Origin of the sequence: Solwaraspora sp. WMMB762 (assembly GCF_049179115.1) — a bacterium.
GTDB lineage: Bacteria > Actinomycetota > Actinomycetes > Mycobacteriales > Micromonosporaceae > Micromonospora_E.
The window spans coordinates 68928-93745 of record NZ_JBMHMD010000001.1 but is presented as its reverse complement, the minus strand read 5'-3'; the positions used below and the strand labels follow the sequence as shown (position 1 = coordinate 93745).

The 24818-nt window shown below is 70.2% G+C and carries 25 protein-coding genes and 1 pseudogene; 15 read left to right on the top strand and 11 right to left on the bottom strand.

The window, feature by feature from the left end; translation table 11 throughout:
• Nucleotides 1-21 precede the first annotated feature (21 nt).
• The 3 genes from ACN27J_RS00475 to ACN27J_RS00465 form a co-directional block, all read right to left on the bottom strand.
• A complete protein-coding gene (locus tag ACN27J_RS00475) occupies nt 22-1113 on the bottom strand; it encodes a Vms1/Ankzf1 family peptidyl-tRNA hydrolase (protein WP_421362183.1) in 1092 nt (363 codons plus the stop codon).
• A gap of 141 nt (nt 1114-1254) precedes the next feature.
• The gene (locus ACN27J_RS00470; protein ID WP_421372062.1) at nt 1255-3252 is read right to left on the bottom strand and encodes a glycogen debranching N-terminal domain-containing protein; all 1998 of its coding nucleotides are present in this window, start codon (nt 3250-3252) and stop codon (nt 1255-1257) included.
• 32 nt (nt 3253-3284) lie between these two features.
• Nucleotides 3285-3659 (bottom strand): SCP2 sterol-binding domain-containing protein, encoded by a 375-nt coding sequence (locus ACN27J_RS00465; protein ID WP_421362180.1) that lies wholly within the window; start codon nt 3657-3659, stop codon nt 3285-3287.
• A 191-nt stretch (nt 3660-3850) separates the two neighbouring features.
• Here ACN27J_RS00465 and ACN27J_RS00460 point away from each other — a divergent pair, with 191 nt between their 5' ends.
• The 9 genes from ACN27J_RS00460 (at nt 3851) to ACN27J_RS00420 (ending at nt 13932) form a co-directional block, all read left to right on the top strand.
• Nucleotides 3851-5308 carry an RICIN domain-containing protein gene (locus ACN27J_RS00460; RefSeq protein WP_421362178.1) on the top strand — a complete coding sequence of 486 codons (1458 nt, stop codon included), beginning with the start codon at nt 3851-3853 and terminating at the stop codon, nt 5306-5308.
• A gap of 271 nt (nt 5309-5579) precedes the next feature.
• Nucleotides 5580-6665: a lytic polysaccharide monooxygenase auxiliary activity family 9 protein gene (locus ACN27J_RS00455; RefSeq protein ID WP_421362176.1), complete on the top strand. Its 1086-nt coding sequence runs from the start codon at nt 5580-5582 to the stop codon at nt 6663-6665.
• A 300-nt stretch (nt 6666-6965) separates the two neighbouring features.
• Entirely contained in the window at nt 6966-7808 is an 843-nt protein-coding gene (locus tag ACN27J_RS00450; protein ID WP_278168285.1) for a nitrilase-related carbon-nitrogen hydrolase, read from the top strand.
• Between the two features lie 16 nt (nt 7809-7824).
• Nucleotides 7825-9231, top strand: a complete 1407-nt coding sequence (gene hydA, locus ACN27J_RS00445) for a dihydropyrimidinase (protein WP_421362173.1) — start codon at nt 7825-7827, stop codon at nt 9229-9231.
• An 11-nt stretch (nt 9232-9242) separates the two neighbouring features.
• Nucleotides 9243-10256: a TIGR03842 family LLM class F420-dependent oxidoreductase gene (locus tag ACN27J_RS00440; protein ID WP_421362170.1), complete on the top strand. Its 1014-nt coding sequence runs from the start codon at nt 9243-9245 to the stop codon at nt 10254-10256.
• The gene (locus ACN27J_RS00435) at nt 10253-11158 is read left to right on the top strand and encodes an ABC transporter permease (protein ID WP_421362168.1); all 906 of its coding nucleotides are present in this window, start codon (nt 10253-10255) and stop codon (nt 11156-11158) included. The genes ACN27J_RS00440 and ACN27J_RS00435 overlap by 4 nt, the downstream gene beginning before the upstream one ends.
• Nucleotides 11155-11955: an ABC transporter ATP-binding protein gene (locus ACN27J_RS00430; protein ID WP_421362166.1), complete on the top strand. Its 801-nt coding sequence runs from the start codon at nt 11155-11157 to the stop codon at nt 11953-11955. Before ACN27J_RS00435 ends, ACN27J_RS00430 begins: the two co-directional genes overlap by 4 nt.
• Entirely contained in the window at nt 11952-12716 is a 765-nt protein-coding gene (locus tag ACN27J_RS00425) for an ABC transporter permease (protein ID WP_421362163.1), read from the top strand. The genes ACN27J_RS00430 and ACN27J_RS00425 overlap by 4 nt, the downstream gene beginning before the upstream one ends.
• Before the next feature lie 76 nt (nt 12717-12792).
• Nucleotides 12793-13932, top strand: a complete 1140-nt coding sequence (locus ACN27J_RS00420; protein WP_421362160.1) for an ABC transporter substrate-binding protein — start codon at nt 12793-12795, stop codon at nt 13930-13932.
• Between the two features lie 144 nt (nt 13933-14076).
• Here ACN27J_RS00420 and ACN27J_RS00415 read toward each other — a convergent pair whose 3' ends face one another.
• Nucleotides 14077-14406, bottom strand: a complete 330-nt coding sequence (locus ACN27J_RS00415; RefSeq protein ID WP_282230112.1) for a helix-turn-helix domain-containing protein — start codon at nt 14404-14406, stop codon at nt 14077-14079.
• A gap of 300 nt (nt 14407-14706) precedes the next feature.
• Here ACN27J_RS00415 and ACN27J_RS00410 point away from each other — a divergent pair, with 300 nt between their 5' ends.
• Nucleotides 14707-15249, top strand: coding sequence for a GntR family transcriptional regulator (locus ACN27J_RS00410; protein WP_421362158.1), 543 nt, complete (start codon nt 14707-14709; stop codon nt 15247-15249).
• Entirely contained in the window at nt 15246-16034 is a 789-nt protein-coding gene (locus tag ACN27J_RS00405) for a GntR family transcriptional regulator (RefSeq protein WP_421362156.1), read from the top strand. The genes ACN27J_RS00410 and ACN27J_RS00405 overlap by 4 nt, the downstream gene beginning before the upstream one ends.
• 54 nt (nt 16035-16088) lie before the next feature.
• On the opposite strand, the gene ACN27J_RS00400 is transcribed toward ACN27J_RS00405, so the two are convergent.
• Nucleotides 16089-16601, bottom strand: coding sequence for a GNAT family N-acetyltransferase (locus tag ACN27J_RS00400; RefSeq protein WP_421362155.1), 513 nt, complete (start codon nt 16599-16601; stop codon nt 16089-16091).
• Between the two features lie 132 nt (nt 16602-16733).
• Between ACN27J_RS00400 and ACN27J_RS00395 the strand changes: the two genes are divergently transcribed.
• Nucleotides 16734-17249, top strand: a complete 516-nt coding sequence (locus ACN27J_RS00395) for a chloramphenicol phosphotransferase CPT family protein (RefSeq protein WP_421362154.1) — start codon at nt 16734-16736, stop codon at nt 17247-17249.
• Between the two features lie 6 nt (nt 17250-17255).
• Here the strand turns inward: ACN27J_RS00395 and ACN27J_RS00390 are convergent, their stop codons facing one another.
• Both ACN27J_RS00390 and ACN27J_RS00385 read right to left on the bottom strand, forming a co-directional pair.
• Nucleotides 17256-18497, bottom strand: a complete 1242-nt coding sequence (locus tag ACN27J_RS00390; protein ID WP_421362153.1) for an erythromycin esterase family protein — start codon at nt 18495-18497, stop codon at nt 17256-17258.
• The gene (locus ACN27J_RS00385) at nt 18494-19090 is read right to left on the bottom strand and encodes an NADPH-dependent FMN reductase (RefSeq protein WP_421362151.1); all 597 of its coding nucleotides are present in this window, start codon (nt 19088-19090) and stop codon (nt 18494-18496) included. Before ACN27J_RS00385 ends, ACN27J_RS00390 begins: the two co-directional genes overlap by 4 nt.
• A 53-nt stretch (nt 19091-19143) precedes the next feature.
• Here ACN27J_RS00385 and ACN27J_RS00380 point away from each other — a divergent pair, with 53 nt between their 5' ends.
• A complete protein-coding gene (locus ACN27J_RS00380; RefSeq protein WP_421362150.1) occupies nt 19144-19533 on the top strand; it encodes a MerR family DNA-binding transcriptional regulator in 390 nt (129 codons plus the stop codon).
• 13 nt (nt 19534-19546) lie between these two features.
• On the opposite strand, the pseudogene ACN27J_RS00375 reads toward ACN27J_RS00380, so the two are convergent.
• Nucleotides 19547-19699, bottom strand: a pseudogene (locus tag ACN27J_RS00375) (helix-turn-helix domain-containing protein); the annotation flags it as partial.
• A 1-nt stretch (nt 19700) separates the two neighbouring features.
• Here ACN27J_RS00375 and ACN27J_RS00370 point away from each other — a divergent pair.
• Together ACN27J_RS00370 and ACN27J_RS00365 are read left to right on the top strand one after the other, a co-directional pair.
• Complete coding sequence (locus ACN27J_RS00370; protein ID WP_421372061.1) at nt 19701-21467, top strand: Kelch repeat-containing protein; 1767 nt, start codon at nt 19701-19703, stop codon at nt 21465-21467.
• 173 nt (nt 21468-21640) lie between these two features.
• Nucleotides 21641-22696 (top strand): acyltransferase family protein, encoded by a 1056-nt coding sequence (locus tag ACN27J_RS00365; protein ID WP_421362149.1) that lies wholly within the window; start codon nt 21641-21643, stop codon nt 22694-22696.
• 43 nt (nt 22697-22739) lie between these two features.
• Here ACN27J_RS00365 and ACN27J_RS00360 read toward each other — a convergent pair whose 3' ends face one another.
• The 3 genes from ACN27J_RS00360 to ACN27J_RS00350 are packed head-to-tail and all read right to left on the bottom strand — an operon-like array spanning nt 22740 to nt 24772.
• Nucleotides 22740-23402 (bottom strand): nucleotidyl transferase AbiEii/AbiGii toxin family protein, encoded by a 663-nt coding sequence (locus ACN27J_RS00360; protein WP_421362148.1) that lies wholly within the window; start codon nt 23400-23402, stop codon nt 22740-22742.
• A 2-nt stretch (nt 23403-23404) separates the two neighbouring features.
• A complete protein-coding gene (locus ACN27J_RS00355; RefSeq protein WP_421362147.1) occupies nt 23405-23758 on the bottom strand; it encodes a hypothetical protein in 354 nt (117 codons plus the stop codon).
• A gap of 12 nt (nt 23759-23770) precedes the next feature.
• A complete protein-coding gene (locus ACN27J_RS00350) occupies nt 23771-24772 on the bottom strand; it encodes a GlxA family transcriptional regulator (RefSeq protein WP_421362146.1) in 1002 nt (333 codons plus the stop codon).
• Nucleotides 24773-24818 lie beyond the last annotated feature (46 nt).

Below are 24818 nucleotides of genomic sequence, written 5' to 3'. Positions count from 1 at the left end.
ACCCGGGTCCCGGCCGCCCGGTCAGACGGTGTAACGCAGGATCGCACCGATGCCGTCGGGCACCTGGTCGGCGAGCTTGTCCGGCACCACGACCAGCCGGGCGCCGCCGGCGAGGGCGGCCCGCACGGCGGCGTCACCCAGCGGCACCTCGACGGGGTCCGTCACTCCGAAGACGGCTACCGCGCCGGTCGTGGCACCGACCTGGTCGGGCTGCGGACCTGCGTACGCCGAACGGGTCGTCAGCTGCGGACCGTCGACCAGCAGCAGGGTGTCGACCTGGCGGCGGGCCAGCGTCGCGAGGGTGTCCGACGCCCCACCGGCGGCCCGGTCGGCCTGGCCGATCTCCCGCCGGTACGCCGCCACGGCGGCGGCCACGTCCGCGTCGGCAATGTCTTCCACCACGTCGACGGCCTGTTCGACCGCCGCGTCGGTGGTGTCGTAGGCGCCCTGCACCTCGTGCAGCAGTTCGGCGACCCGGGTCGGTGACTTGTCCCGCAGGAACTGCACCGCCCGGACGTCCCCGGTGACCACGACCGCCCGGGGGCGGACCTCGTCGACCAGTTCGGTGAGCCGCTCGGCCACCAGCGTCGCGTTGGCCTCCCACCGGTCCTCGGCCCGCTGCTGGTACCGCCGCTGGGACCAGCCACCCGGATGCGACCGGGTGATGTGCAACGTCTCCCCGGCGACCGTCTCGGTCACCTCCACACCGTCCGGCTGCAGGGCGACGATCTCGGCGCCGACCCGGTCGGTCGCCACCACCAGCACGGGCAGCTGCCGCTGCTCCCAGCGCAGCAGCGGCAGCAGGTGCGCGGCCGGACCGTAGCTGGCGATCTCCCGCTCCGGTGGTTCCGGCAGTTGGCGTACCAGCCGCACCCGGTCGGCGTCGGCGACCACCACCAGGGTGTCGCCGTCGGGATGGGCCCGCCCGGTCAGCCCACCGATCACGTCGAGCAGGTGGTCGGGCGCGCCTGCGTCGGCCAACCGCCGACGGGCCGCCCGCCAGCGCAGTTGGACCTGCTCGGGGGTGTCTGGGGCCCGGCCGCTGGTGTCCAGGTAGAGCGACACGAACGGGCCGGGGGCGGTGGCCAGGTCGGCAAGGGCGGTATGGGTCATGGTCGAAGTCACCGTTGGTCCTTCCCTTCGTCGTACGGGTCGGTCACGTCGTGACTTCGCGGTACCCGGTCGCCGGCTCGGCTACTCCCCCGCCGCGCCGCCGGCGACCGTGAGTGACCGATGGGTCAGTGCCCGCGCGGGTCAGTGCCCGCGGCCGAACGCGTCGACCAGGCCCCAGCGGCCGGGAATGTCCAGCAGCTCGATCCGGCCGATGTCGCGCGGTAGGTGCGGGCGGACGATCAGGTGTTCACCCTTAGGGTTCAGGCCGAGCATGGAGCGCAGGAACATCAGTACCGCCCCGGCCGACCAGGCGTGCGGGCTGCAGGCAGCTGGAAACTGCACCGGGTACTTGGTCAACGCCCGGTCGTATCCGGTGAACGCGCCGGGCAGCCGGCCGTCGAAGAACTGCGCGGCCTCGATCATCGCTCCGGCGACCTTGGCCGCCTCCTCGTCGAAGCCGTAGCGACGCATTCCGAGGGCGATGAGCGAGTTGTCGAACGGCCAGATCGTGCCGTTGTGGTAGCCGACCGGGCTGTACCGCCCGTCGCCCTCGGCGAGGGTACGGATGCCCCAACCGGAGAACAATCGCCGGCTCATCAGGTGGTCGACGACGTGCCGGGCCTTGTCCCGATCGGCGATGCCGCTCCACAGCAGGTGCCCCATGTTGGAGGCGCAGGCGTCGATCAGGTTGCCGTCGGCGTCCATGCCGAGCGCGTAGTACCTGCCGTCGGGGATCCAGAATTCCTGGTTGAACCGACGCTTGAGCTCGGCCGCCTCGCGTTCCAGTCGGTCGGCGTACGCCGCGTCGCCCCAGAAGCGGCGGGCCAGCCGGGCGCCGCGCCGTTTCGCGTCGTAGGCGTAGCCCTGCAGTTCGCAGGTTGCCCGGGGGCCGACCGGCAGCCGGCCGTCGCTGTAGGAGATGGCGTCGGCGGAGTCCTTCCACCCCTGGTTGCGCACCCCGAGGCGTTCGTTGCGGCAGGCGTACCAGATGTATCCGTCGCCCATGATGTCGCCGTACGCGTCGATCCAGTCCAGGGCGAGCCGGGCATGGAACTCGAGTTCCCGGACCAGGTCCGCGTCGCCGGTCCACCGTTCGTACTCGTCGAGCAGGACGACGAACAGCGGGGTGGTGTCGGCGCCGCCGTAGTAGGGGCAGGCGGCGATTTCCTCGTAGCCGGCGCGTTCGCCGTACCGGAACTCCTGCAGGATCTTGCCCGGTTCCTCCTCGGCGAAGTCGTCGAGCCGGCTGCCCTGCGCGTCGGCGAGGGTGTGCAGCACACCGGGGGTGAGCTGCGGGGCGAACGGCAGTGCCTGCAGACAGGTGATGAGCCCGTCCCGGCCGAAGTTGCCCATCAGCCAGGGCAGCCCGGCGGCGAAGATCATCTCGCCCCGGGTGTTTCCCCGGAACCGCAGTGCGGCCAGGTCGGTGAGGCTGCGGCGGTACGCCTGGTCGAGGCTCGCCGAGTCGCAGGTGAGGGTCGGCGCGTCGGCCAGCCATTCGTCGAGCGCCTTGCCCATCTCCACCTTGGCAGGGGTGTCGTAGGTGGGCACCGCCTCCCGGATGTCCCGCCCTTCGGCTCCCCGGCTCCAGAGCACCACCTGGAATGTGGTGTTCCAGGCGTCGTGCGGACCGACCTGGATCTCGAAGGTCATGCCGTGGTCGTCGATGGCGGCGTCGGCGCTGCTGCAGACCACCACCTCACGTCGCTGGTTGTCCCGCTGGTAGAGCAGGTGCAGCGTGCCGTCCTCGACGGCGACCGAGAGCTTGCCCTTCTTCTGTACGTCGGCGATTTCGGTGATGTCCGCGAAGTCGGTGCCGATGTCGAGACGAATCCGGAGGTCGACCGGCACTTCCTGGTGGTTGAGGACGGTGAGCTGCTCCAGGAACAGGCCGCCGCCGACCGACCGCTGCCGGATCACCGAGAGATTCGCGTCCACGTAGTGGGTCGGTTCGCCGGGCACCAGGAAGTACCGCGACTCGAAGTACTGCAGGTCGTCGACGGACAGGGCGGTGAGCCGTTCGCCGTTGACGGTGAGGTCCCAGGTGGAGAGCACCCGCATGTCGAACGCGAAGAGTCCGGTCGGCAGTTCAGCAGACGGCAGGATGTCCCCTCGACCGTCGCTGATCATGAACATCATGCCGTCGAGGATGCTGGTGTAGTTCAGGTTCCTCACCGGGACCTCCCCCAGCCCTCGGCCAGCTGCCGGGGGTGACGGGCACCGACGGTGTCGGGCAGCAGCCACTCGAACGCCGGCACCTTGGTGAAGTCGCCTTCGATGGTGATCGCGTACCGGACGAACGCCGCGGGCAGCCGGTCCTCGCCGCGCAGCAACCGCTCGAACAGCGGGCCGTCGATGACGGCGACGCAGTCCGCGTCGGCACCGGCCCGTTCGGCCTGTACGCCGCCGGCTGCGAAGCGCAGCAGCCACTGCTCGGTGTGGTCGCGGTACCGCACGTCGAACCGCACCGTGCCGTCGATCGTCGGCGGTATCCGGGGAGCGCGTTCGTCGAGACCGGCGAAGAAGGCCTCCGTGGTCGCTGACAATCCGCCACCTCCGTCGTCCGCTACGAAGCGAGCTTCCCGGCTGGGCCGCCGGGGTGCAGGCGGTTGCGCCGAGAATCACCCGGCCGGCGGACGTGTTGACTTGATCGGTGCATGTCAATACCCTGCGAGGAAAGCGCTTTCTCCTGCCATGGCAGACCTGCCGTGGTCCGTCCCCGGAGGTATCGCACAAGATGACCAGAAGCACCGCCGCCCCCGGCGGCACCCGCCAACGCCGACGGATGGCGATCCTCGCCGGCGCCACCGCCGCGATCACCGCCGCCGCCATCGGCGCGATCGGCGTCACCACCGCGTCGGCCGCCACCGTCGACACCAACGCCACCTACGTGTTCGTCAACCGGCACAGCAACAAGGCGATGGACGTCTACAACTGGGCTACCAACGATGGCGCCGAGATCCGCCAGTGGGCCCGCAACGACCAGGCCGTCCAGCAGTGGCGGTTCGTCGACGCTGGCAGCGGCTACTACAAGATCCGCTCCGTGCACAGTGGCAAGTACCTCGAACTACCCGACGCCAACGACGGCACCCGGCTGGTGCAGAACTCCGACAACGGCACCACCCGCCAGCACTTCCGCCTCGCCGACTCCGACAGCGGATACGTCCGCTTCGTCAACCGGCACAGCAACAAGGTGATCGACGTCTGGGAGTGGTCCACCGCCGACGGCGGCTACCTCGCCGGGTACAGCGACCTCAACGGCTGGAACCAGCAGTGGCAGCTGAACACCGTCGGCGGCGGCAACCCCGACCCGACCACGCCACCGCCGGGTCCGACCCCGACCGGCATCGTCGGCTGGGCCACCCACAACGGCGGCACCACCGGCGGCGGCAACGCCGGCACCACCACCGTCACCACCGCCGCCGCCCTCGAATCAGCCGTCGGCTCCTCCACCGCCGCCGTCATCCGCGTCTCCGGCACCATCAACTGCTCCGGCATGCTCCGCGTCCGCTCCAACAAAACCATCCTCGGCGCCGGCAACTCCGCCACCATCTCCGGCTGCGGCCTCAACATCAACGGCGACCGCAACGTCATCATCCGCAACATCAACTTCCGCAACTGGAACGACGACGCCATCAACGTCCAGGAATCCGCCACCAACATCTGGATCGACCACAACAACTTCACCAACGGCTACGACGGCGCCGTCGACATCAAACGCGGCTCCGACTTCATCACCGTCTCCTGGAACCGCGTCTTCGGCCACGACAAGTCCATGCTCCTCGGCCACTCCGACAGCAACGCCGGCCAGGACGTCGGCCACCTGCGCGTCACCTACCACCACAACTGGTTCGACGGCTCCGGCACCCGTCATCCGCGGGTCCGGTTCGGCAACCCCGTGCACGTGTTCAACAACTACTACTACAACAACGAGTACGGCGTGGCCTCCACTATGGATGCCGGTGTCCTCGTCGAGGGCAACTACTTCGAGAACGTCGACGACCCGACCCTGGTCGGCTACGCCGCCTCGGACCCCGGCGACCTCGTGCAGCGCAACAACCACTTCGTCAACTCCGGTAGCCCGCAGTCGGCAGGCAGCACGGCGGGCATCCCGTACGGCTACACGCTGACCACCGCGAGTCAGGTCAAGTCCGTCGTCACCAACGGCGCCGGCACCGGCAAGATCGGCCTCTGATTCGAATCGGCGGCAGGGACGGGCGGTCCGCACCACCGACCGTCCCTGCCGCCAGCAACCGGCAGGGCTCCACGAAGCCCCATTGACAAAGATCAGTTTCGATGTGATCCTCGGGTGGGACGACTTCGGGAGCCGACAGCTACGGCGGGGAGCAGGGCAACTCTCCGCAGGACCGTACTGAGTAGCGACGGCCACGCGCCCCTTGCGGGCAATCATCCGTGCTTTCCTAACGCGCCGCTCCGGCGCGCACCAACCGATGTTGGAGTCCGTAATGCCCACTCTCACCACCGCCGGTCGCCGACCGCTGGGGCTGTACGCCCTGGTCGTCGCCGTCACCGCCGGGTTGCTACTGACCACGGCGCTGGCCAACGTCGCCTCGGCGCACGGTTCGGTCGTCAGCCCCGCGTCCCGCACGTACGGCTGCTTCGAGCGCTGGGGCGACCGCCACATGGCGCCGGAAATGGCCACCGAGGACCCGATGTGTTACCAGGCCTGGCAAGCAGACCCCCAAGCCATGTGGAACTGGAACGGCCTCTTCCGCGAAGGCGTCGGCGGCAACCACCAGGGCGCCATTCCGGACGGTCAGCTCTGCAGCGCCGGACGCACCCAGAACGGCCGCTACAACGCGATGGACACCATCGGCAACTGGCAGGCCACGTCAATCAACAACTCGTTCAACGTCCGACTGTTCGACGGGGCCAGCCACGGTGCCGACTACATCCGGGTGTACGTGACCCGGCAGGGCTTCAACCCGATCACCCAGGCACTGGGCTGGGGCGACCTGGAGCTCGTCGCCCAGATTGGCAACACGCCAGCGTCGCAGTGGCAGAGCGCCCCCGACGGGGTGCAGATCGACATCCCGGCGACCGCCCCCGGACGCTCCGGCCGGCACATGGTCTACACCATCTGGCAGGCCAGTCACTTCGACCAGTCCTACTACTTCTGCAGCGACGTGAACTTCGGCGGCAGCAACCCGCCGCCGACCACCGCCCCACCGACCACGCCGCCACCGACCACCGCTCCGCCGACGACCCCACCGCCGACCACGCCGCCGCCCAGTTCGGCCGGCTGCACCGCCACCTACAGCGTCGCCTCGACCTGGTCCGGTGGCTTCCAGGGCGACGTACGGGTGACCGCCGGCTCGTCGGCGATCAGTGGCTGGACGGTGACGCTGAACTACCCCAGTGGGCAGACCGTGCAGCAGGCGTGGAACGCCACCGTCTCGGCCAGCGGCTCGACGGTGACCGCCCGCAACGTCAGCTACAACGGCAGCCTCGCCGCCGGAGCCAGCACCAACTTCGGCTTCATCGGCTCGACCGCCGGCGGCACCCCCTCGGTGGCCTGCACGGCCTCCTGACCTGACGACCTGACCCTGACGGTCAAACTGACGGCGGCGGTGCGGTGTCGCGGATCCGCGACACCGCACCGCCGCCGTCGCATTTCCAGCAAGATCGACATCGGTCGAGGGAGGTTGACCACATTACACGTTGGAAACAGTAGGTAACACGGGCATGATTGTCTGCGACCGTCGGCGTCGATACAGTCGTAGCTTCCCGAGGCCGGGAAGCACCAGGTCACCGCCGGTCATCCGGACCAGCCATGTGCTCCGGAGTGGACCCGACCGCGCCGGAAGCCGGTAGCGCAGGGAGGATCAGCCATGCCAGGAGTCGTCCGCGCCGCCATCGTCCAGACCACGTGGACAGGCGACAAGGAATCCATGATCAAAGCGCACGAGGAGTACGTCCGGCAGGCCGCCGCCCAGGGCGCGAAGGTGATCTGCTTCCAGGAGTTGTTCTACGGGCCGTACTTCTGCCAGGTGCAGGAGAGCGAGTACTACGCCTACGCCGAGTCGATCCCCGGGCCGACCACCGAACGGTTCGCCGCCCTCGCCGCCGAGCACAACATGGTGATGGTGCTGCCGATGTACGAACGCGAGCAGGCCGGGCTCCTCTACAACACCGCCGCTGTGATCGACGCCGACGGCAGCTACCTGGGTAAGTTCCGCAAGACCCACATCCCCAACGTCAAAGGCTTCTGGGAGAAGTTCTACTTCCGCCCCGGCAACCTCGGCTACCCGGTCTTCGACACCGCCGTCGGGCGGATCGGCGTCTACATCTGCTACGACCGGCACTTCCCCGAAGGCTGGCGGGCGCTGGGCCTGGCCGGCGCGCAGATCGTGTTCAACCCGTCGGCGACCAGCCGCAGCCTGTCGTCATATCTGTGGAAGCTGGAGCAGCCGGCGGCGGCCGTGGCCAACGAGTACTTCATCGCCGCGATCAACCGGGTCGGCGTCGAAGCCGACTACGGCGACAACGACTTCTACGGCACCTCCTACTTCGTCGACCCGGAAGGCAAGTTCGTCGGCGACACCGGGGACCCGTACCAGCCGGAGCTGATCGTCCGCGACCTCGACCTCGACCTGATCGAGACGGTCCGCAACCGCTGGGCCTTCTACCGCGACCGCCGCCCGGACGCCTACGGCGACCTGGTTCAACCCTGACCCGGCGGAGGAAGCCATGAGTCTGCTGATCACCGGCGGCACCGTCGTCGGACCGACCGGACCGTACGCCGCCGACGTGCTCGTCGACGGCGAGACGATCGCCGCGATCTTCGCCCCCGGCACCGGGCCCGCCGACGGCGTCGACGTCCTCGACGCCAGTGGCAAGTACGTCATCCCCGGCGGCGTCGACGTGCACACCCACATGGAGCTGCCGTTCGGCGGCACGTTCGCCAGTGACACCTTCGACACCGGTACGAAGGCCGCCGCCTTCGGCGGCACCACCACGATCGTCGACTTCGCGGTGCAGCGCGCCGGTGAGGTGGTCGGCGACGGGCTGGCCGCCTGGCACGCCAAGGCCGAGGGCAACTGCCACGTCGACTACGGCTTCCACATGATCATCGGCGGGGTGGACGACGAGTCGCTCAAGGCGATGGATTCCCTGGTCGCCACCGAGGGGATCACCAGCTTCAAGCTGTTCATGGCGTACCCGGGGGTGTTCTACAGCGACGACGGCCAGATCCTGCGGGCGATGCAGAAGGCCCGCGACAACGGCGCGATGATCATGATGCACGCCGAGAACGGCATCGCGATCGACGTCCTCATCGGCCAGACCCTGGCCCGCGGTGAGACCGACCCGATCCACCACGGGTTGACCCGACCGGCCGCGTTGGAGGCCGAGGCGACCAGCCGGGCCATCGCCCTGGCCGGGGTCGCCGTCGACTGCCCGCTCTACATCGTGCACCTGTCCGCCAGCGAAGCCCTCGCCGCCGTCGCGACCGCCCGCGACGCCGGCCGCAACGTCTTCGCCGAGACCTGCCCGCAGTACCTCTACCTGACCCTGGAGGACCAGCTCGGCGCGCCCGGTTTCGAAGGCGCCAAATGGGTCTGCTCGACCCCGCTGCGCAGCAAGCACGAACCCCACCGCGCCGACCTGTGGCGTGGCCTACGCACCAACGACCTGGCGGTGGTCTCCACCGACCACTGCCCGTTCTGCTTCAAGGACCAGAAGGAACTCGGCCTCGGCGACTTCTCCAAGATCCCCAACGGGATCGGCGGCGTCGAACACCGCGTCGACCTGGTCTACCAGGGCGTCGTCGACGGCAAACTGTCCCTGGCCCGCTGGGTGGAGACGATCGCCACCACCCCGGCCCGGATGTTCGGCCTCTACCCCCGCAAGGGCGTCATCGCCCCCGGCTCCGACGCCGACATCGTCGTCTACGACCCGGCCGGGCGGACCACCATCTCGGCGGCCACCCACCACATGAACATGGACCACTCGGCGTACGAAGGGTTTGAGATCACCGGCAAGGTCGACACCGTACTGTCGCGCGGCACCGTCCTGGTCAGCGGCGACGGGGCGTACCACGGGCGCGCCGGCCACGGCCGCTACCTGCGCCGCGGCCTGTCGGACTACCTGCTGTAAAGGAGGCGAGCATGGACTTCGGCGTCGTGTTCCAGTGTGACCCGCCTGGCCGGGAGCTGGTGTCGCTGGCCCAGCAGGCCGAGCAGGCCGGCTTCAGCCATGTGTGGACGTTCGACTCGCACGTACTGTGGCAGGAGCCGTTCGTCATCTACAGCCAGATCCTCGCCGCCACCTCGTCGGTGATGGTCGGGCCGATGGTGACCAACCCGAGCACCCGGGACTGGACCGTCACCGCGTCGACGTTCGCCACCCTCAACGAGATGTACGGCAACCGTACGGTCTGCGGCATCGGCCGGGGCGACTCGGCGGTCCGGGTCCTCGGCGCCCGCCCCACCACCCTCGCCGAGCTGCGCGAATGCGTCACCGTCATCCGCGACCTGGCCGCCGGGCGGACCGTGCGCTACCGCGACCGCGACATCACCCTGCCGTGGGTCAGTGACGGGGCACCGGAGGTGTGGGTCGCCGCGTACGGGCCGAAAGCGCTCGCCCTGGCCGGTGAGGTCGGCGACGGCTACATCCTGCAGCTCGCCGACCCGGACATCGCGGCCTGGATGATCGGCGCGGTCCGCACGGCGGCGGAACGCGCCGGCCGCGACCCGGACGCGGTCACCTTCTGCGTCGCCGCCCCCGCCTACGTCGGCGACGACCTGGCCCATCAGCGGGAACAGACCCGCTGGTTCGGCGGCATGGTCGGCAACCACATAGCCGACATCGTCGCCCGCTACGGCGGCGACGGCAGCGCGGTGCCGACGGTGCTCACCGACTACATCGCCGGCCGCCAGGGTTACGACTACGCCGAACACGGCCGGGCCGGCAACACCCACGCCGACTTCGTGCCCGACGAGATCGTCGACCGGTTCTGCCTGCTCGGGCCGGTCGACGAACATCTGCGCCGCCTCGCCGAGCTGCGTGACCTCGGCGTCGACCAGTTCGCCGTCTACCTGCAACACGACGCCAAGCAGGAAACCCTGGCCGCGTACGGTGAGCAGATCATCCCCGCGTACCGCCAGGTGGTCGCGTCTTGACCAGCGGCTCGACCAGCGGCTCGACCAGCGGCTGGGCGCGCCGGGCCAGCGTCGCCGGGGCCGCGCTGGCCGCGCTCGCCCTCGCCGCCGCAGCCTGGGAAGGCTACAAACTGGTCGGCGACCCGGACGGTACGGACCTGTTCGGCGTACCGCTGCTGCCGCGCGCCGACGACGCCGCCATGCCGCACCTGGCCGACGTCGTCGCCGGCCTCGGCGCCGTCGACGTCGCCGCCGGGCAGCCGGTCTGGCGGGTGGTCGTCGACGCCTGCCTGTTCACCCTCGGGGTGACCGGCGTCGGGTTCGCCGCCGGCACCCTGGTCGGGCTGGTCCTGGCGGTGGCGATGCAGCGGCTGCGGATCGTCGAACGGGGACTTCTGCCGTACGTGGTGCTGTCGCAGACCGTGCCGCTGGTCGCCCTCGCCCCGGTGATCGCCGGCTGGGGCGGGCGGCTGTCCATCGGCGCCTACCCGTGGCAGCCGTGGATGTCGGTGGCGGTGATCGCCGCGTACCTGGCATTCTTCCCGGTCGCCGTCGGCATGCTGCGCGGCCTGCAGTCGCCGCCGGCCGCCGGGGTCGAGCTGATGCGCAGCTACGCCGCCGGCTGGTGGCGCACCCTGTGGAAGCTGCGCGCTCCGGCCGCGCTGCCGTACCTGTTCCCGGCGCTGCGGCTGGCCGGGGCCGCCGCCGTGGTCGGCGCGGTCGTCGGGGAGATCTCCACCGGCACCCGGGGCGGCATCGGCCGGCTGATCCTGGAATATTCCCGGCAGGCCACCAGCGCCCCGGCGAAGGTGTACGCGGCGATCCTCGGCGCCGCCGCCCTCGGCCTGGTCGTCGCCGCCACGGTGACCCTGCTGGAGCTGGGGCTGACCCGGCACCAGCGGCGGGTGGCGGTGACCGGATGAGCAGTGCATTCGCCGTCGAGATCACCGGGGTCGACAAGGTCTTCAACGCCGGCCGGGCCGACGCGGTCACCGCGCTGACCGGGGTGGAGCTGACCATCGGCCGGGGCGAGTTCGTGTCGCTGATCGGGCCGTCCGGCTGCGGCAAGAGCACCCTGCTACGGCTGATCGCCGACCTGATCACCCCGACCGCCGGCACGGTCACCGTCAACGGCAAGGCCGCCCGACAGGCCAGACTCGACCAGGAGTACGGCATCGCCTTCCAGCAGGCCGGTCTGTTCGACTGGCGGACGATGCGGCGCAACGTGGAGCTGCCGCTGGAGCTGCGCGGGGTGCGGCGGGCACAGCGCCGGACCCGGGTCGACGAGATGCTGGCCCTCGTCGGGCTCGCCGACTTCGCCGGCCACTACCCGGCTCAGCTCTCCGGCGGCATGCAGCAGCGGGTGGCGATCGCGCGGGCGCTCGCCGTACACCCGCCGTTGCTGTTGATGGACGAACCGTTCGGTGCGCTCGACGAAATGACCCGCGAACGCCTGCAGGACGAGCTGCTCGGCATCTGCGCGCGCACCGCGACCAGCACCGTCTTCGTCACCCACTCGATCTCCGAGGCGGTGTACCTGTCCGACCGGGTGGTGGTGATGTCGGCCCGGCCGGGGCGGATCACCGCCATCGTCGACGTCGACCTCGGTGCGCGCACCGAGCAGACCCGGCAGTCGGCGGAGTTCTTCGCCGCCGTCACCGAGGTCCGCCGGGCACTGCGCGGCAGCGGCGCTGCGGCCACCGAGCCGGCAGCGACGTGAGGTCGCTGCGGGCGGCCGGGCCGCCGGTCGCCGTCGGGCTCGTCGGGCTGGCGCTGTGGGAAGCGACGGTACGGCTGGGCCGGGTCGCCTCGTACGTGCTGCCGTCGCCGTCGGCGATCGCCGAACAGTTCTGGGCCAGCCGTACGGTGGTGCTGTCCGCCGGGCTGGCCAGCGGCACCAACGCGCTGATCGGACTGCTCGCCGGGGCGGCACTCGGGGTGCTGGTGGCGTTGGCGGTCAGCCGGCTGCGGCTGCTCAGCGAGGTGTCGGTGCCGCTGGCGGCGCTGGTCAACGCGCTGCCGATCATCGCGCTCGCCCCGGTGCTCAACAACATGTTCGACGCGGCGAGCAGTGTGCCCCGGCGGATCGTGGTCGGGCTGGTCGCGTTCTTCCCGGTCTTCGTCAACACGCTGCGCGGGCTGCGTCAGGTGCAGCCGATCCACCGCGAACTGATGGCCAGCTACGCCGCCGGCGGCTGGACCTTCGCCCGGCTGGTCCGGCTGCCCGGTGCGCTGCCGTTCGTCTTCACCGGGCTGCGGCAGGCGTCGTCGCTGGCGGTAATCGCGGCCGTGGTCGCCGAGTACTTCGGCGGGCTGCAGGACGGGCTGGGGGCGCGGATCACCTCGGCGGCGTCGCTCACCGCGTACCCCCGGGCCTGGGCCTTCGTGGTCGGCGCCTGTCTGCTCGGCCTGGTCTTCTACCTGGCGACCCTGGCTCTGGAACGCCTCGCGATGCCGTGGCGCACCGGCCAGACCCCGTGACCTCTGCTTCCCCTGGCGCTCCCGTCCGCGCGCCGCAGTCCCCCGCTCCATCATCGCGACCAGGAGGAACACGAAGATGAGAAGACGGTTGGCCGCCGCGGCGGCATTGACGGGCGCCGCGCTGCTGATCAGCGCCTGCGGTACGGCGGACGAGGAACCGGACGCCGGTGGCGGTGCCACCGACGGCACCACCACGGTGAAGGTCCAGTTGCAGTGGTTCTTCCAGGCCCAGTTCGCCGGCTACATCGCCGCCGTCGAGAAAGGCTTCTACGAAGAGGAAGGGCTCGACGTCGAGCTGCTCGAAGGCGGGGTGGACATCGTCCCGCAGACGGTGCTCGCCCAGGGCCAGGCCGACTACGCCATCGCCTGGGTGCCGAAGGCACTCGCCTCCCGGGAGCAGGGGGCGCAGATCACCGACGTCGGGCAGATCTTCGCCCGCTCCGGCACCTACCAGGTGGCGTTCGCCGACTCCGGCATCAGCGGGCCGGCGGACCTGCGCGGCAAGAAGGTCGGCAACTGGGGCTTCGGCAACGAGTTCGAACTGTTCGCCGCGATGACCCAGGCCGGGCTGGACCCGGGGTCGGATGTGACCCTGGTGCAGCAGCAGTTCGACATGCAGGCGCTGCTGCGCGGCGACATCGACGCCGCCCAGGCGATGAGCTACAACGAGTACGCGCAACTGCTGGAGGCGGAGAACCCGGACACCGGTGAGCTGTACACGCCGGAGGACTTCACCGTGCTCGACTGGAACTCCGTCGGCACGGCGATGCTGCAGGACGCCATCTGGGCCGACACCACCAAACTCGACGACCCGGCGTACCAGGAGCAGACGGTCAAGTTCCTCACCGGCACGATCAAGGGCTGGGCGTACTGCCGGGACAATCCGGAGGAGTGCCGGGATCTGTCGGTGGCGGCCGGGTCGACGCTGGGCGCGAGCCACCAACTGTGGCAGGTCAACGAGGTCAACAAGCTGATCTGGCCGTCGACCGGCGGGATCGGGCTGATCGACGAGGCCGACTGGGCCCGTACGGTCGAGTTGTCGTTGGCCACGAAGAACCAGGACGGCCAGACGGTGCTGACCGCCGAGCCGGAGGGGCTGGCCTACACCAACGACTACATCACCCAGGCGCTCGAAGCGGCGGAGGCGGACGGCATCGACGTCACCGGGGCCGACTTCACCCCGCTGACCGTTACCCTCAACCCCGGCGGTGCCTGAGCACCTGCTCTCTGCGGAATCGACGAGAACGCAGGCGCACATCGATGCGGTGAACGGGCCGGTGGCGACCGCCATCGGCCCGGCCGTCGATCCCGTAGGCGTCCTCCGTCGAGGCAGGGTGGTGGTGCCACCCGGGTTTCTGGACTACGCGACGTCCAAGCGGACGTTCCCGATTCGCGCAACTATGTCGAGGTGCCCGCCAAGGCCCGTGACGTAGGCTCTCAGTGACTCGAGGTTCGTGGCCTCACCGTTCTCGATCTGGCTGATGCGCGCTTGCGACAGACCCGCAGCCTCGGCCAGCTGTACCTGGGTGAGGCCCAGCTGCTTTCGAATCTCGGCGAGCTGGGCACCGCTCACGGAAGCCAGCATCTGCTGACGCATCGCGGCGCGTTGGGCAACGCGGTCAGGGCTGTCCCACTCAGGGTCGGCCGCCCGCGCCTTGGCTTTGACGTCTCGCCAGTTCGTCGGACTCAAGAGCTTCTCCTTCGCAGGGAGGACTGTTGAGAGGTCCGCAGCAGGTACAGGGCCGAATTCAGGCACAGCGGGCAAGAGCACTGGGGTCACCAGTGCCCTCGATTCAACATCCGTGATCCGTGGGGGCCGGGATCCTTGGCCGACTGACCAGCGCAGGAACCTCAAGTAAGCAGAGCTTATAATGATTGTGATAAGGATGCAAGTGGCGTTGGCCAACAAGGTTCCCCACCCAAGTACGGTCAGTGAGCCAAGCCGCCACGCATCCGGCACCATGATCGGAGGCAGCAACCGGAGGCAACCATGACAGACCAAGGCTGGACCAGCAGCTCAGACCCGTACCTCGTCGCGCAGCAGGACGACGCGTGGTCCGCCGAGGCCGCCGGCCGGGGACGCGTCGGCACCCAACAGCTACTCGGCGTCGAGACCGTCGACGCGGACACACAGGTCAGACGCGCACTCGGACTCGCCGCCGGCGAACGAGCCGTCGTCCGCCGCCGCCTCATCCTGGAAGACGATCGGCCCGTCGAACTCGCCGACTCCTTCTACCCGGAGCCCATCGTCGCCGGCACCCCACTCGCCGACAACCGCAAGATCAAAGGCGGCGCGGTACGGGTCCTCGCCGACCTCAACCTCGCACCCCACCAGGTCACCGAACACGTCACCGCCCGACGGCCGACCGACCACGAACAGGAACTCCTCGACATCGCCGCCGACGAACCACTCCTCGTCCTCACCCGCATCAGCCGCGCCGCCACCGGCCAACCCGTCGAGTACGCCGTCATGCGCACCGTGACCAGCCGCTCCACCGGCCACACCTACCAGATGCAGGTCCCACCCGCATGACCAACGAACCCGACCCCGCCGCCGCCAATGACGTACGCGACCGCCAGCGCCAGATCGCGGCCGATCTCCGCCGACAGATCCTCACCGGCGAGTTCAAGCCCGGCGACAAGGTGCCCTCCACGGCCCAGCTCTGCGAGCGGTACGGCGTCTCCAACCTCACCACCCAACGCGCACTCGCCATCCTCAAGAAGCAAGGATTCGTCCGTGGCGAGTCCGGGGTCGGCGTGTTCGTCACTGCCAACCAGCCGATCGTGGTCGAAGCGAACCACTACCCGGGCCAGACCAGCAGCGCCAATCCGTACCCGTGGATCAGTGAGATCGCAAGTCACGGCCGCCGCAAGACCAGCCGCCTGCTCTCCGTCGACGAGGTGACACCGCCGGTCGCGGTCGCTGCGGCGTACGACCTCGAACCCGACGCCCGCGTCATCCGTCGGCGGCTGCTACTCCTGCTCGACGACACCCCGGCCGAACTGGTTACCAACTACTACCGCACCGACCTCGCGCATGGCACCTCGCTCGCCGAGCACCGCCTGATCAAAGGCGGATCCCTTTGGGTGCTCGCCGAACTCGGCAAGCACGCCGGACCAGCCGTCGACGACGTCGAAGCCACCATGCCCACCATCGACGAGTTCATCGCCCTACAGATGCCCGACGACATGCCCGTGCTGCGCCAGTTCCGCATCATCTACACCACCGACGGCGAACCCATCGAAGTGACCGAGATGATCAAAGCCGCCCACCGGCACAAGGCCAGATACCTCCTACCCGGACCGCAGGAAGGCTGACCCTTCGGTGCTTCCTGCCGGACCTGGAAAGATCGACGGCGCCAAGGTGGCGACTCAGTCAACCAGGTCAGCGCGGGGGTCGATCACCCAATGGTGCGACCGGATGACGCGGTCGGCGAACGGCACGCTGGTCTCGCCAAGCAACGTGAATCCGAGGCTTCGGCAGACACCGTTCGACGCGACGTTGGTCACCGCCGGGTACGCGTGCACGCTGCCCCAACGGCCGTCGGCGGCAGCCCGGCGCAGCAGCGTACCGGCCGCCCACCTGGCAAGCCCTCGGCCCTGGAACTCGGGCAGCACCATCCACCCGATCTCGGACACCGGCCCGTCGTCGAGGTCATGGGTCCACAGAGCCACCGAACCGGCGACCGTGGTCGGGTCGGCCGCGTCCGGCACGATCATCTTGATCCACTGGGTGTCGGCGGCCGCCGACTGGACGTCCCGCTCGACCTTGGCCGCGATGCCGTCGACCGGCAGTGGCCCGCCGAGGTCGGCCATCATCACCGGGTCGCAGCGCATCCGGACGTACGCGTGGACATCATCGGGCCGTACGTCTCGTAGCAGCACGCTGACTCCCCCTGCTTCGTCGAGCAACGCCTTCAGGTTGGCACACCGTATGCACCCATGCCGGGCCGGCTGGTCGGACCCTCGATAGAGTCGAACGCGGTACCCGCACCCACGGAGAAGGTGACCGATCACATGGCGACGCAGGTCATCGTGCTCAACGGCGGATCCAGCTCCGGCAAGTCCGGGATCGTCCGGTGCCTTAAGCACCTGCTGCCCGGCCCGTGGATCAGCTTCGGCATCGACGACCTGATCGAGCGGCTACCGCCGACCATGGTGACGTTCGGCGCGCAGGGTGAGATCATCCTCGGCGACGGCTTCGACGAGATGCAGCACGCCTGGCGGGTGGGCGTCGCGGCGATGGCGAAAGCCGGGGCACACGTCATCATCGACGAGGTCTTCCTCGGCGGCAGCGTTTCCCAGGAGCAGGCGCGTCGATATCTGGACGGCCTGACCGTACTGTGGGTCGGGGTGCGGTGTGCTGCGGACATCTCGGCGGCGCGAGAGATCGCCCGTGGTGACCGGGTGGTCGGGATGGCAGCCTTGCAGGCCGAGATAGTCCATCAGGGAGTCGAGTACGACATCGAGGTGGACACCAGCCACCTGGAGTCGCTGGACTGTGCCCGAATGATCGCCACGCGGGTGATCTGACCCGGATCAGGCATACGGCTTTGGATCCTCGATGTACCTGACCGGGCTGATCTGCGGCAGGAGCAGAAGGACGTCCACGGATCGACCGAGGTCGTCGAGCGCGGAGTAGTGTCGCTCGTCCTCGTCGGGGCGGTACATGCCGGAGATGAGGCGTACGGCGTGCCGACCGGCCAGCCACCGCCGTACCGCGTCGGGTTTCGGCGCTGCGGTCAGGTCGACCGCGTAACCCGCGCCCAGCCTGGTCGCGACGTGATCGAGGGTCTGGTCCAGGCTGCCGGGACGGGGTGTCGGCAGGTGGAAGCCCCGGATGCGGCCGGAGCCGAAGGTGGTCAGCAGGCAGCGGTAGCCCGTCCCGAGGTGCTGGCGGAGTCGGGAACCGAAGCCGGTCCCCCGGGCGGACAGGTGACCGATCCCGTCCCAGACGACGGCTCGCCGGCCGCTGGTCCGCAGGTGTTCGACCAACTGGTCTGCCGCAGTCGTCTCGTCGTCGCCGCTGCGGCCCCGGCTGAGTGAGGCGGCGTGGAACCGTACGATGCGGTCGAGCGCCGCGAGCGCACGGGTCGCGGCGTCGGAGCCGGGGTCGAGCACGGCCGCCGTCACGCTACGGGCCTGCCGGGCCAGGTCGACGAAGGGCTCGCCGGTCCACCTGCCGTGGGCGCGTTCGACGTGTTCGCCACCGTCGTGCGCGACCCGGATCGTCGCCAGCAGCGCCGATATCCGCTCGTGGTCGCGGGTGCCCGCCGTCAGGGCGAGGACCCGGTCGTAGTCGGCGGGCTCCGCCGTGGGGCGGGTGATCCCGCGGATCTCCACCTGGTCCGCCGGGTGGGTGGCGTTGTGGGCACGTAACCAGATCAGCGCGCGGCGCAGCGACTCGGTGCGCCACGGCCCCCAGGCGTCGGCGAGTATCGCCTCGGGACCGTTCGTCGACCGGTCTCCGGCCCTGGCCCAGTGATCGAGTCGTGCACCGATCTCGGTGGTGTCCTGCAGGACGACGGTACGCACGCCTCGGGTCACCAACGCCTGGAGCAGGTCGACCTGCAGCTCGCTGACCTCGGCGCTCTCCCTGGTCGTCGGCGCGAGCCCGATGACCGTCGGCGTATCGGCCGCCTCGCGGTCTGCCCGGCGCGGCAGCAGGTCGTCGGCGATGCCGGTCACGACGTCCCACCACGGAGTGTCGCCGTACGGCCGCATCGGTCGCGCGTGCGTGGACAGCCAGTCGACGACCTCAGTCGGTGCCACGGCGCTCATCGGATGCTTCCCTCAGCGGCAGGGGCAGGCCCGACGCTGAGTCCCCCGGCCAACTCGGCCAGCATCCGGGCGTGGGTCTCGACGTCGCCAGCCCTGGCCGCGTACCGGCCGTCGGCAACCTGCTGCGGCGAGAGGTGCAGCGACGTTCCCACTGGCCGCATCCGCAGCTCCTCGGCCACCTGACGTAGCTGCGCCACGGCTCGGCCGCCGCCGGTGATGCCGTAGCCGACGAAGGCCACCGGCTTGTCGGTCCACTCGGCGTACAGGTGATCGAGGGCGTTTTTCAGCACGCCCGGGAAGGAGGCGTTGTACTCGGGGACGACCATGACGTACGCCTGGTAGCTGGCGATCGCGGCAGCCCAACGGCGGGTGGTCTCGTGCTCGTAGGTGCCGAAGACGGCGGCGCGGGGTTCGCCGAGCATCGGCAGGTCGAAGCTGGCCAGGTCGACCACCTCCAGGCGGAGCTCCGGCTGGCTGATGTCCGTTGCCACCCATTGGGCGATGGCGGGTGACCGCCGGGTGGGGCGGGTGCTGCCGGCGATCACGCCGACCCGCAGCGGTCCGCTCGGGACGGTGACGTTGTCCGTTTCCATGCCGTCAACGCTAAAACTTGAACAATGGTTGAAGTCAAGCGACGATGTGTCCCATGGCCAACGCGACCGTCTCCCCGGCGACCCTGAGCGTGGGTGAGGTCGCGGCAGCCAGCGGCGTGGCGACCTCGGCCGTCCGGTTCTACGAACGTCAGGGGCTGCTGACCTCGGTCCGCACCAGCGGCAACCAGCGCCGCTACGACGAGTTCGCCCCGTGCGTGGTGCGGATCTGCCGGGTGGCCCAACGGGTCGGGCTCAGCGTGCAGGAGATCGTCGCGCTGTTCGCCGCCCTGCCGGCCAGCCCGACCGAGGCCGACTGGCAGGGGCTCACCCGGGCGCTCGTCGCCGAGGCGGAGCGCCGCATCGCCGAACTGCACGACGCGCTCGACGACATCGCCTCCGGCGAACCGCTCTGCAAGCTACCGGCCGGCGGACGCGCGCGCTGACTCCAGAAGCCGGTTACCCGGGCACCAGGTGGTAGCCGACGCCTCGGACGGTGCGTACCCGTGGCCCGTTCGGCAGCGCCGCGAGCTTGCGCCGCAGTCGCTTCACCGTGGCGTGCAGCGCGGCCCGGTCGCCCAGATAGGCGCCGCCCCAGACCGCGGCACCGGTGCTGCGGTTCCGCACCGACGCGCGAATCGCCGGCAACGGCGACGTCGCCGCGATCGACGTCTCCACCGACGGCACCGAATGGGTCAACGTCAGCCAGGTGACCGAGAGCGTACGCGGGCCGCAGTTGGTGGAGATTCCGCTGGCACCGGTGGCCGGTGCCGACCAGGTGCAGGTCCGGTTCCGCTACCGGGGCGGGTACAGCTGGTGGTGGCAGGTCGACGACGTGGCGATCGTCGACCGCACCTGCACGCCGGTCGACGGCGGGCTGATCGCCGGATTCACCAGCGACGCGAACACCGGGGCGCCGGTGGTCGGGGCGCGGGTCGCCGACCCGCAGCGGCCGGACGAGTACGGCACGTCGACGGCCACCCCCGCCGACGAGACGGTGCCGGACGGGTTCTACTGGTTCTTCGCCAGCGGGGCCGGGCAGCAGCGGTCGTTCGTCGCCGAGGCGGCGCCGTACCAGCAGCGGAAGCGGACCGCGTCGGTGATCGCCGGCGGCACCCGGCGGGTCGACTTCGACCTGCGCAGCGGGCAGTTGGCGGTCAGCGGCGCGCCGGTCGGGGCGGAGCTGCCGGACGGCGGCAGCGGCAGCGGCGAGTTCACCGTCCGCAACACCGGGACCGCCCCGGTGACGGTGACGGTGCTGGAGCGGCCGGCTGCGTCGGCCACGCCGCCGCTGTCGGGGCAGCCGCCGTGGCAGCGGTTGGCCGACGCGCCGGACGGGCTGTCCGACAACGCCGCCGTGGTGCTCGACGGCATCGTCTACTCGATCGGCGGCGGCACCCACCTGGGCACCACCCGGCAGGCGTGGGCCTACGACCTGGCCGCCGACTCCTGGCAGCGGCTGCCGGACCTGCCCCGCGACCGGGGCAAGCCGGCGGTGGCGGCGGTCAACGGCAAGGTGTACGTGTTCGGCGGCTGGGACACCGAGTTCCGGCCACAGTCGGCGGTCGAGGTGTTCGACCCGGCGACCGGGGAGTGGCAGACCCTCGCCGGGGTGACCAACCCGGCGCCCCGGGCAGCGGCCGCGGCGGTGGTCGTCGAAGGGCTGATCTACCTGGTCGGCGGCTGCCGGGACGACCTGTGCCGGGCGTCGGCCGACGTGCTGGCGTTCGACCCGGTGACCGGCACGTTCCGGGCCCGCGCCGACTACCCGCACGAGGTGGCGTGGCATGCCTGCGGGGCGATCGACCTGCGGATCTACTGCGCGGGCGGGTACAGCCACGACGGCGAATACGCAGACACCCTCGCCTACGACCCGGACACCGACCGCTGGTCGGCTCGCGCGGCCATGCCGGAGCACGTGACCGGCGCGGCGTACTCGGTGGCCGCCGGCCGCCTGGTGCTGGCCGGCGGCATGCTCTCCGCCGGGGAGATCACCGATCAGACCATCGGGTACGACCCGGTGGCCGACGCCTGGCAGGAGCTTGCCCCGACCGGGCAGGCCGCGTCCCGGGGTGCCGGGGCCTGCGGCGGTTTGGCGATCGGCGGCATGTCGCCGCAGTGGGCGGCCCTGCCGTCGATCTCCCGGTGGTCCGGGGCGGACGGCTGCGCGCCGCAGGCCGAGGTGCCCTGGCTGCGGGTACGCCCGGCCAGCTTCACGTTGGCGCCGGGCGCGTCGAAGGCCGTCACGTTGCGGTTCACCGCTGACGCCGCGACCGGGGTCGACGGGCCCGGCCGCTACACCGCCACGTTGGCGCTGCGGGCACTGACCCCGTACCCGGTGCCGACGGTGCCGGTGGAGTTGACGGTGCGGCAGCGGTAGGTCGTACCCGGTGAGTCGTCCGGAGTAGCTGGTGCGGGGGTGTCCGAGCGGATACCCCCGCACCGCCGGTCGTCGGTACGGCACGAGACGCAGCCGGCCATTAACCGGCTTGTTGCTGCACCGCAACCGTACGTTGCGGAAACACCCAGCTACCCCGGATAGTTTCGGCCGCCATGCGTGTCAGTCCGCCCCTGCACGACAGCGAGCAGGAGGCGCCTACCCAGGTGGCCTCGCCGCGCCCGACACGCGAGCGCAGCCCGTACATCGACGCGCTGCGGGCGTTGGCGATCCTGCGGGTCTACCTGCTGCACACCCTCTGGCTGACCTGGCTGCCGCTGGCGTTCCCGGCGATGCCGGTGATGTTCGCGCTGGCCGGCTACCTGACTGCCGTGTCACTGGACCGGGGAGCGCCGCTGCGGGTCGTCGGCTCGCGGCTGCGCCGGCTGCTGCCACCGCTGTGGGCGCTCGCCGCGGTCGCCGTACCGCTGATGGTCCTGGTCGGCTGGCGGCCCAGCCTGCTGGACGTGACCTGGTGGGTGGTGCCGCTGAGGAACCCGCCGAACAGCGAGTGGGGCGGGCCGTTCTCCCTCGGACTCTGGTACATCCGCGCCTACCTGTGGCTGGTGCTGCTCTCCCCGCCGCTGTGGTGGGCGTTCCGCCGCTGGCCGGTCGGCGCGCTGCTCACCCTGCCCGCACTCGCGGTACTGCTCTCCTCCCCGCTGGTCGACCTGTCGGTCAACCCGGTCACCGACGTGGTCTGGTCGATGGCCGCGTACGGCACCTGCTGGCTGATCGGCTACGCCCGGCACACCGGGCTGCTGGACCGGGTCCCGCTGAGGTGGTACGCGCTCGGCGTCGGCGCGCTGGCGCTCGGCGCCATGATGTGGCTGGCCGAGCGGGGCGAGGACGACCGGCTCGGCGCGCTGGTGTGGGGCTGGGCAGTGGTGCTGCTGCTGATGCGGGCCCGGCCCCGGCTGGACTGGCTGGCGCAGGTGCCGTGGCTGGCCCGGCTGATCCGCATGATCAACGCCCGCGCGGTGACCATCTACGTCTGGCATCTGCCGGTGCTGTACGCCGCCAGTGGGCTGCTCACTCTGACCGGCCTCGACACCGGCAAGGCGGCCATCCTCGGCGTCGGCACCGTGCTGCTGATCGGCGTGGTGCTGGCCCTCGGCTGGGTCGAGGACCTGGCCGCCCGCCGCCGCCCGTCGTTACTGCCGCCCAATTGACGCCGTTCATCGGTCGACTGACTGGCAACTCCCTCGACTCCTGCTACGTGGGCTCCTGCGGCTCGCCGAGGAGTTGCTCGCGCCAGTCCGCGAATCGCCCGCGCATCGCTGCGATGTCCTGTGGAACAGTGCCGTAGGCCGCAAAGCGGCGGTCCGGGTAGCGCGGCAGCATGTCGAACAGATCGGCGAGAATCCGTCGGTCGAACCCAGCATCGGCCTGCTCGGCAAGTTCGAGGATTCGCTCACGGGAGTACCGACCAGTCTGCACGGCAGCATCGACGTCGAGGAAATCTCTCGGTTCGGCGCGGGTGAACAGGGCAGACATTTTTCCTGCGACGACATCGTCGATGTGCAGGACCGGACCGATGTCCATGGTCACCGGCGGCAACGCACGCCAGTTCGCGGCGAGTTCGACCTTGTACGGCCGGTCAGGTTCAACAGGTTCGGTAACCGCCAGCCGGGCGAAGGTCTCGAACTGCTGGGTGATCTCGACGGCGTAGCCGCCCGAACGGTAGGCCGTGACAACCGCGTCGACCGCGACCTCGAAGTCGTCGCGCCGTTCCCAGGCGGTGAACAGGTCGATGTCCTCACTCGGTCGGTCGAGGATCCCGTGCGCCTGCACGGCATAACCGCCCGCTAGGGCGAAACCATAATGACCAGCGACCCGGAGCCCGATCTCCGCCAGCCGGAGGTGGACCTCTTCCATGATCAGCCAGCCAGCGTCCGCGGCGGGGCGGCCAGTTCAGGGAACCGCGCCTGCCACAGCGCGCGCAGCCGCGCTGGCAGCCACAAGCGTGGCCACACTTGACGTAACGTGTCCGCGTCGAGCCACCGGTTCAAATCAGCAACACTGGCAGCCTGGTTCAGCACCGTCTGATACATCAGCTGGAGATCACCGGCGTCGTCGAGGTCGTAGTCACTGTCACCGGACCAGTCCAACCAGCGATCAAGAGTCACCACCCCGGTCACCGGCCCCCGCAGATCGGCCAGGCGCGCGGGGATGACGTAGTGCCGCTGGTCGGCGTACCGCGAACCAACCGGCGCACCTTCTGCCCTCGCCATTGCCGCACCTCCTCAGCCCGATCCTACGGCCGGCCCGACTCTTGACGACATACCACGGACCATAAGTTGCTGAGGCTGACGAAAGGCGCCCCGGTAGGCGTACGGGCTGGTGCCGACGATCCGTTTGAAGCTGTCCCGGAACGCGGTCGGTGAACCGAAGCCGACCCGGCGGCTGATCTGCTCGACCCCGTCGTCGGTGGCTTCCAGCAGGTGCTGGGCCTGCCGGATCCGGGCCTCCTGCAGCCAGCGCAGCGGCGGGACGCCGGTGTGTTCGCGGAAGCGTCGGTTCAGGGTCCGGGAGCTCATTCCGGCCCGGTCGGCGATCCGGGCCAGCGTCAACGGTTCGGCCGCCTGTTCACGCAGCCAGCTCAGCAGCGGCTCGATCGCCGGCTCGGGCGGTGCCGGTGGTGACTGGGCGGGGATGAACTGGGCCTGCCCGCCGCTGCGTTCCAGCGGCATCACCGACAGCCGGGCGGCGTCGGCCGCCGCCGCCGAGCCGTGGTCGCGGCGGACCAGGTGCAGGCATAGGTCGAGGCCGGCGGCGGCCCCGGCGGAGGTGAGGATCTGCCCATCGTCGACGTAGAGCACGTCCGGGTCGACCCGGACGGCCGGGTAGCGGGCGGCCAGGTCGGCGGCGGCCCGCCAGTGGGTGGTGGCCGGTCGGCCGTCGAGCAGGCCGGCGTCGGCCAGGACGAACGCGCCGGAGCAGATCGAGGCGATCCGGGTGCCGGCGTCGGCGGCGGCCCGTAGCGCGGCCAGTACCGGCTGCGGCACCGGGGCCGACAGGTCGGCGCAGCCGGGGACGATCACCGTGTCGGCGGCGGCCAGCGCGGTCAGGTCGGCGGCCGGCCGCAGAGTGAACGCGCCGGCGTCCACCTCGGCGGTGGCCGCGCAGACCACCACCTGGTAGGCGGCCCGGCCGTCGGGCAGCCGCAGCCGGCTGAACACCTCGATCGGGGTGGACAGGTCGAACGGGATCACCCCGTCGAGGGCGAGGATCGCGATCCGGTGCATGCCGAGGACGGTACGCCGGCCGTGGCGAGAATCCGTTGACCTGTGT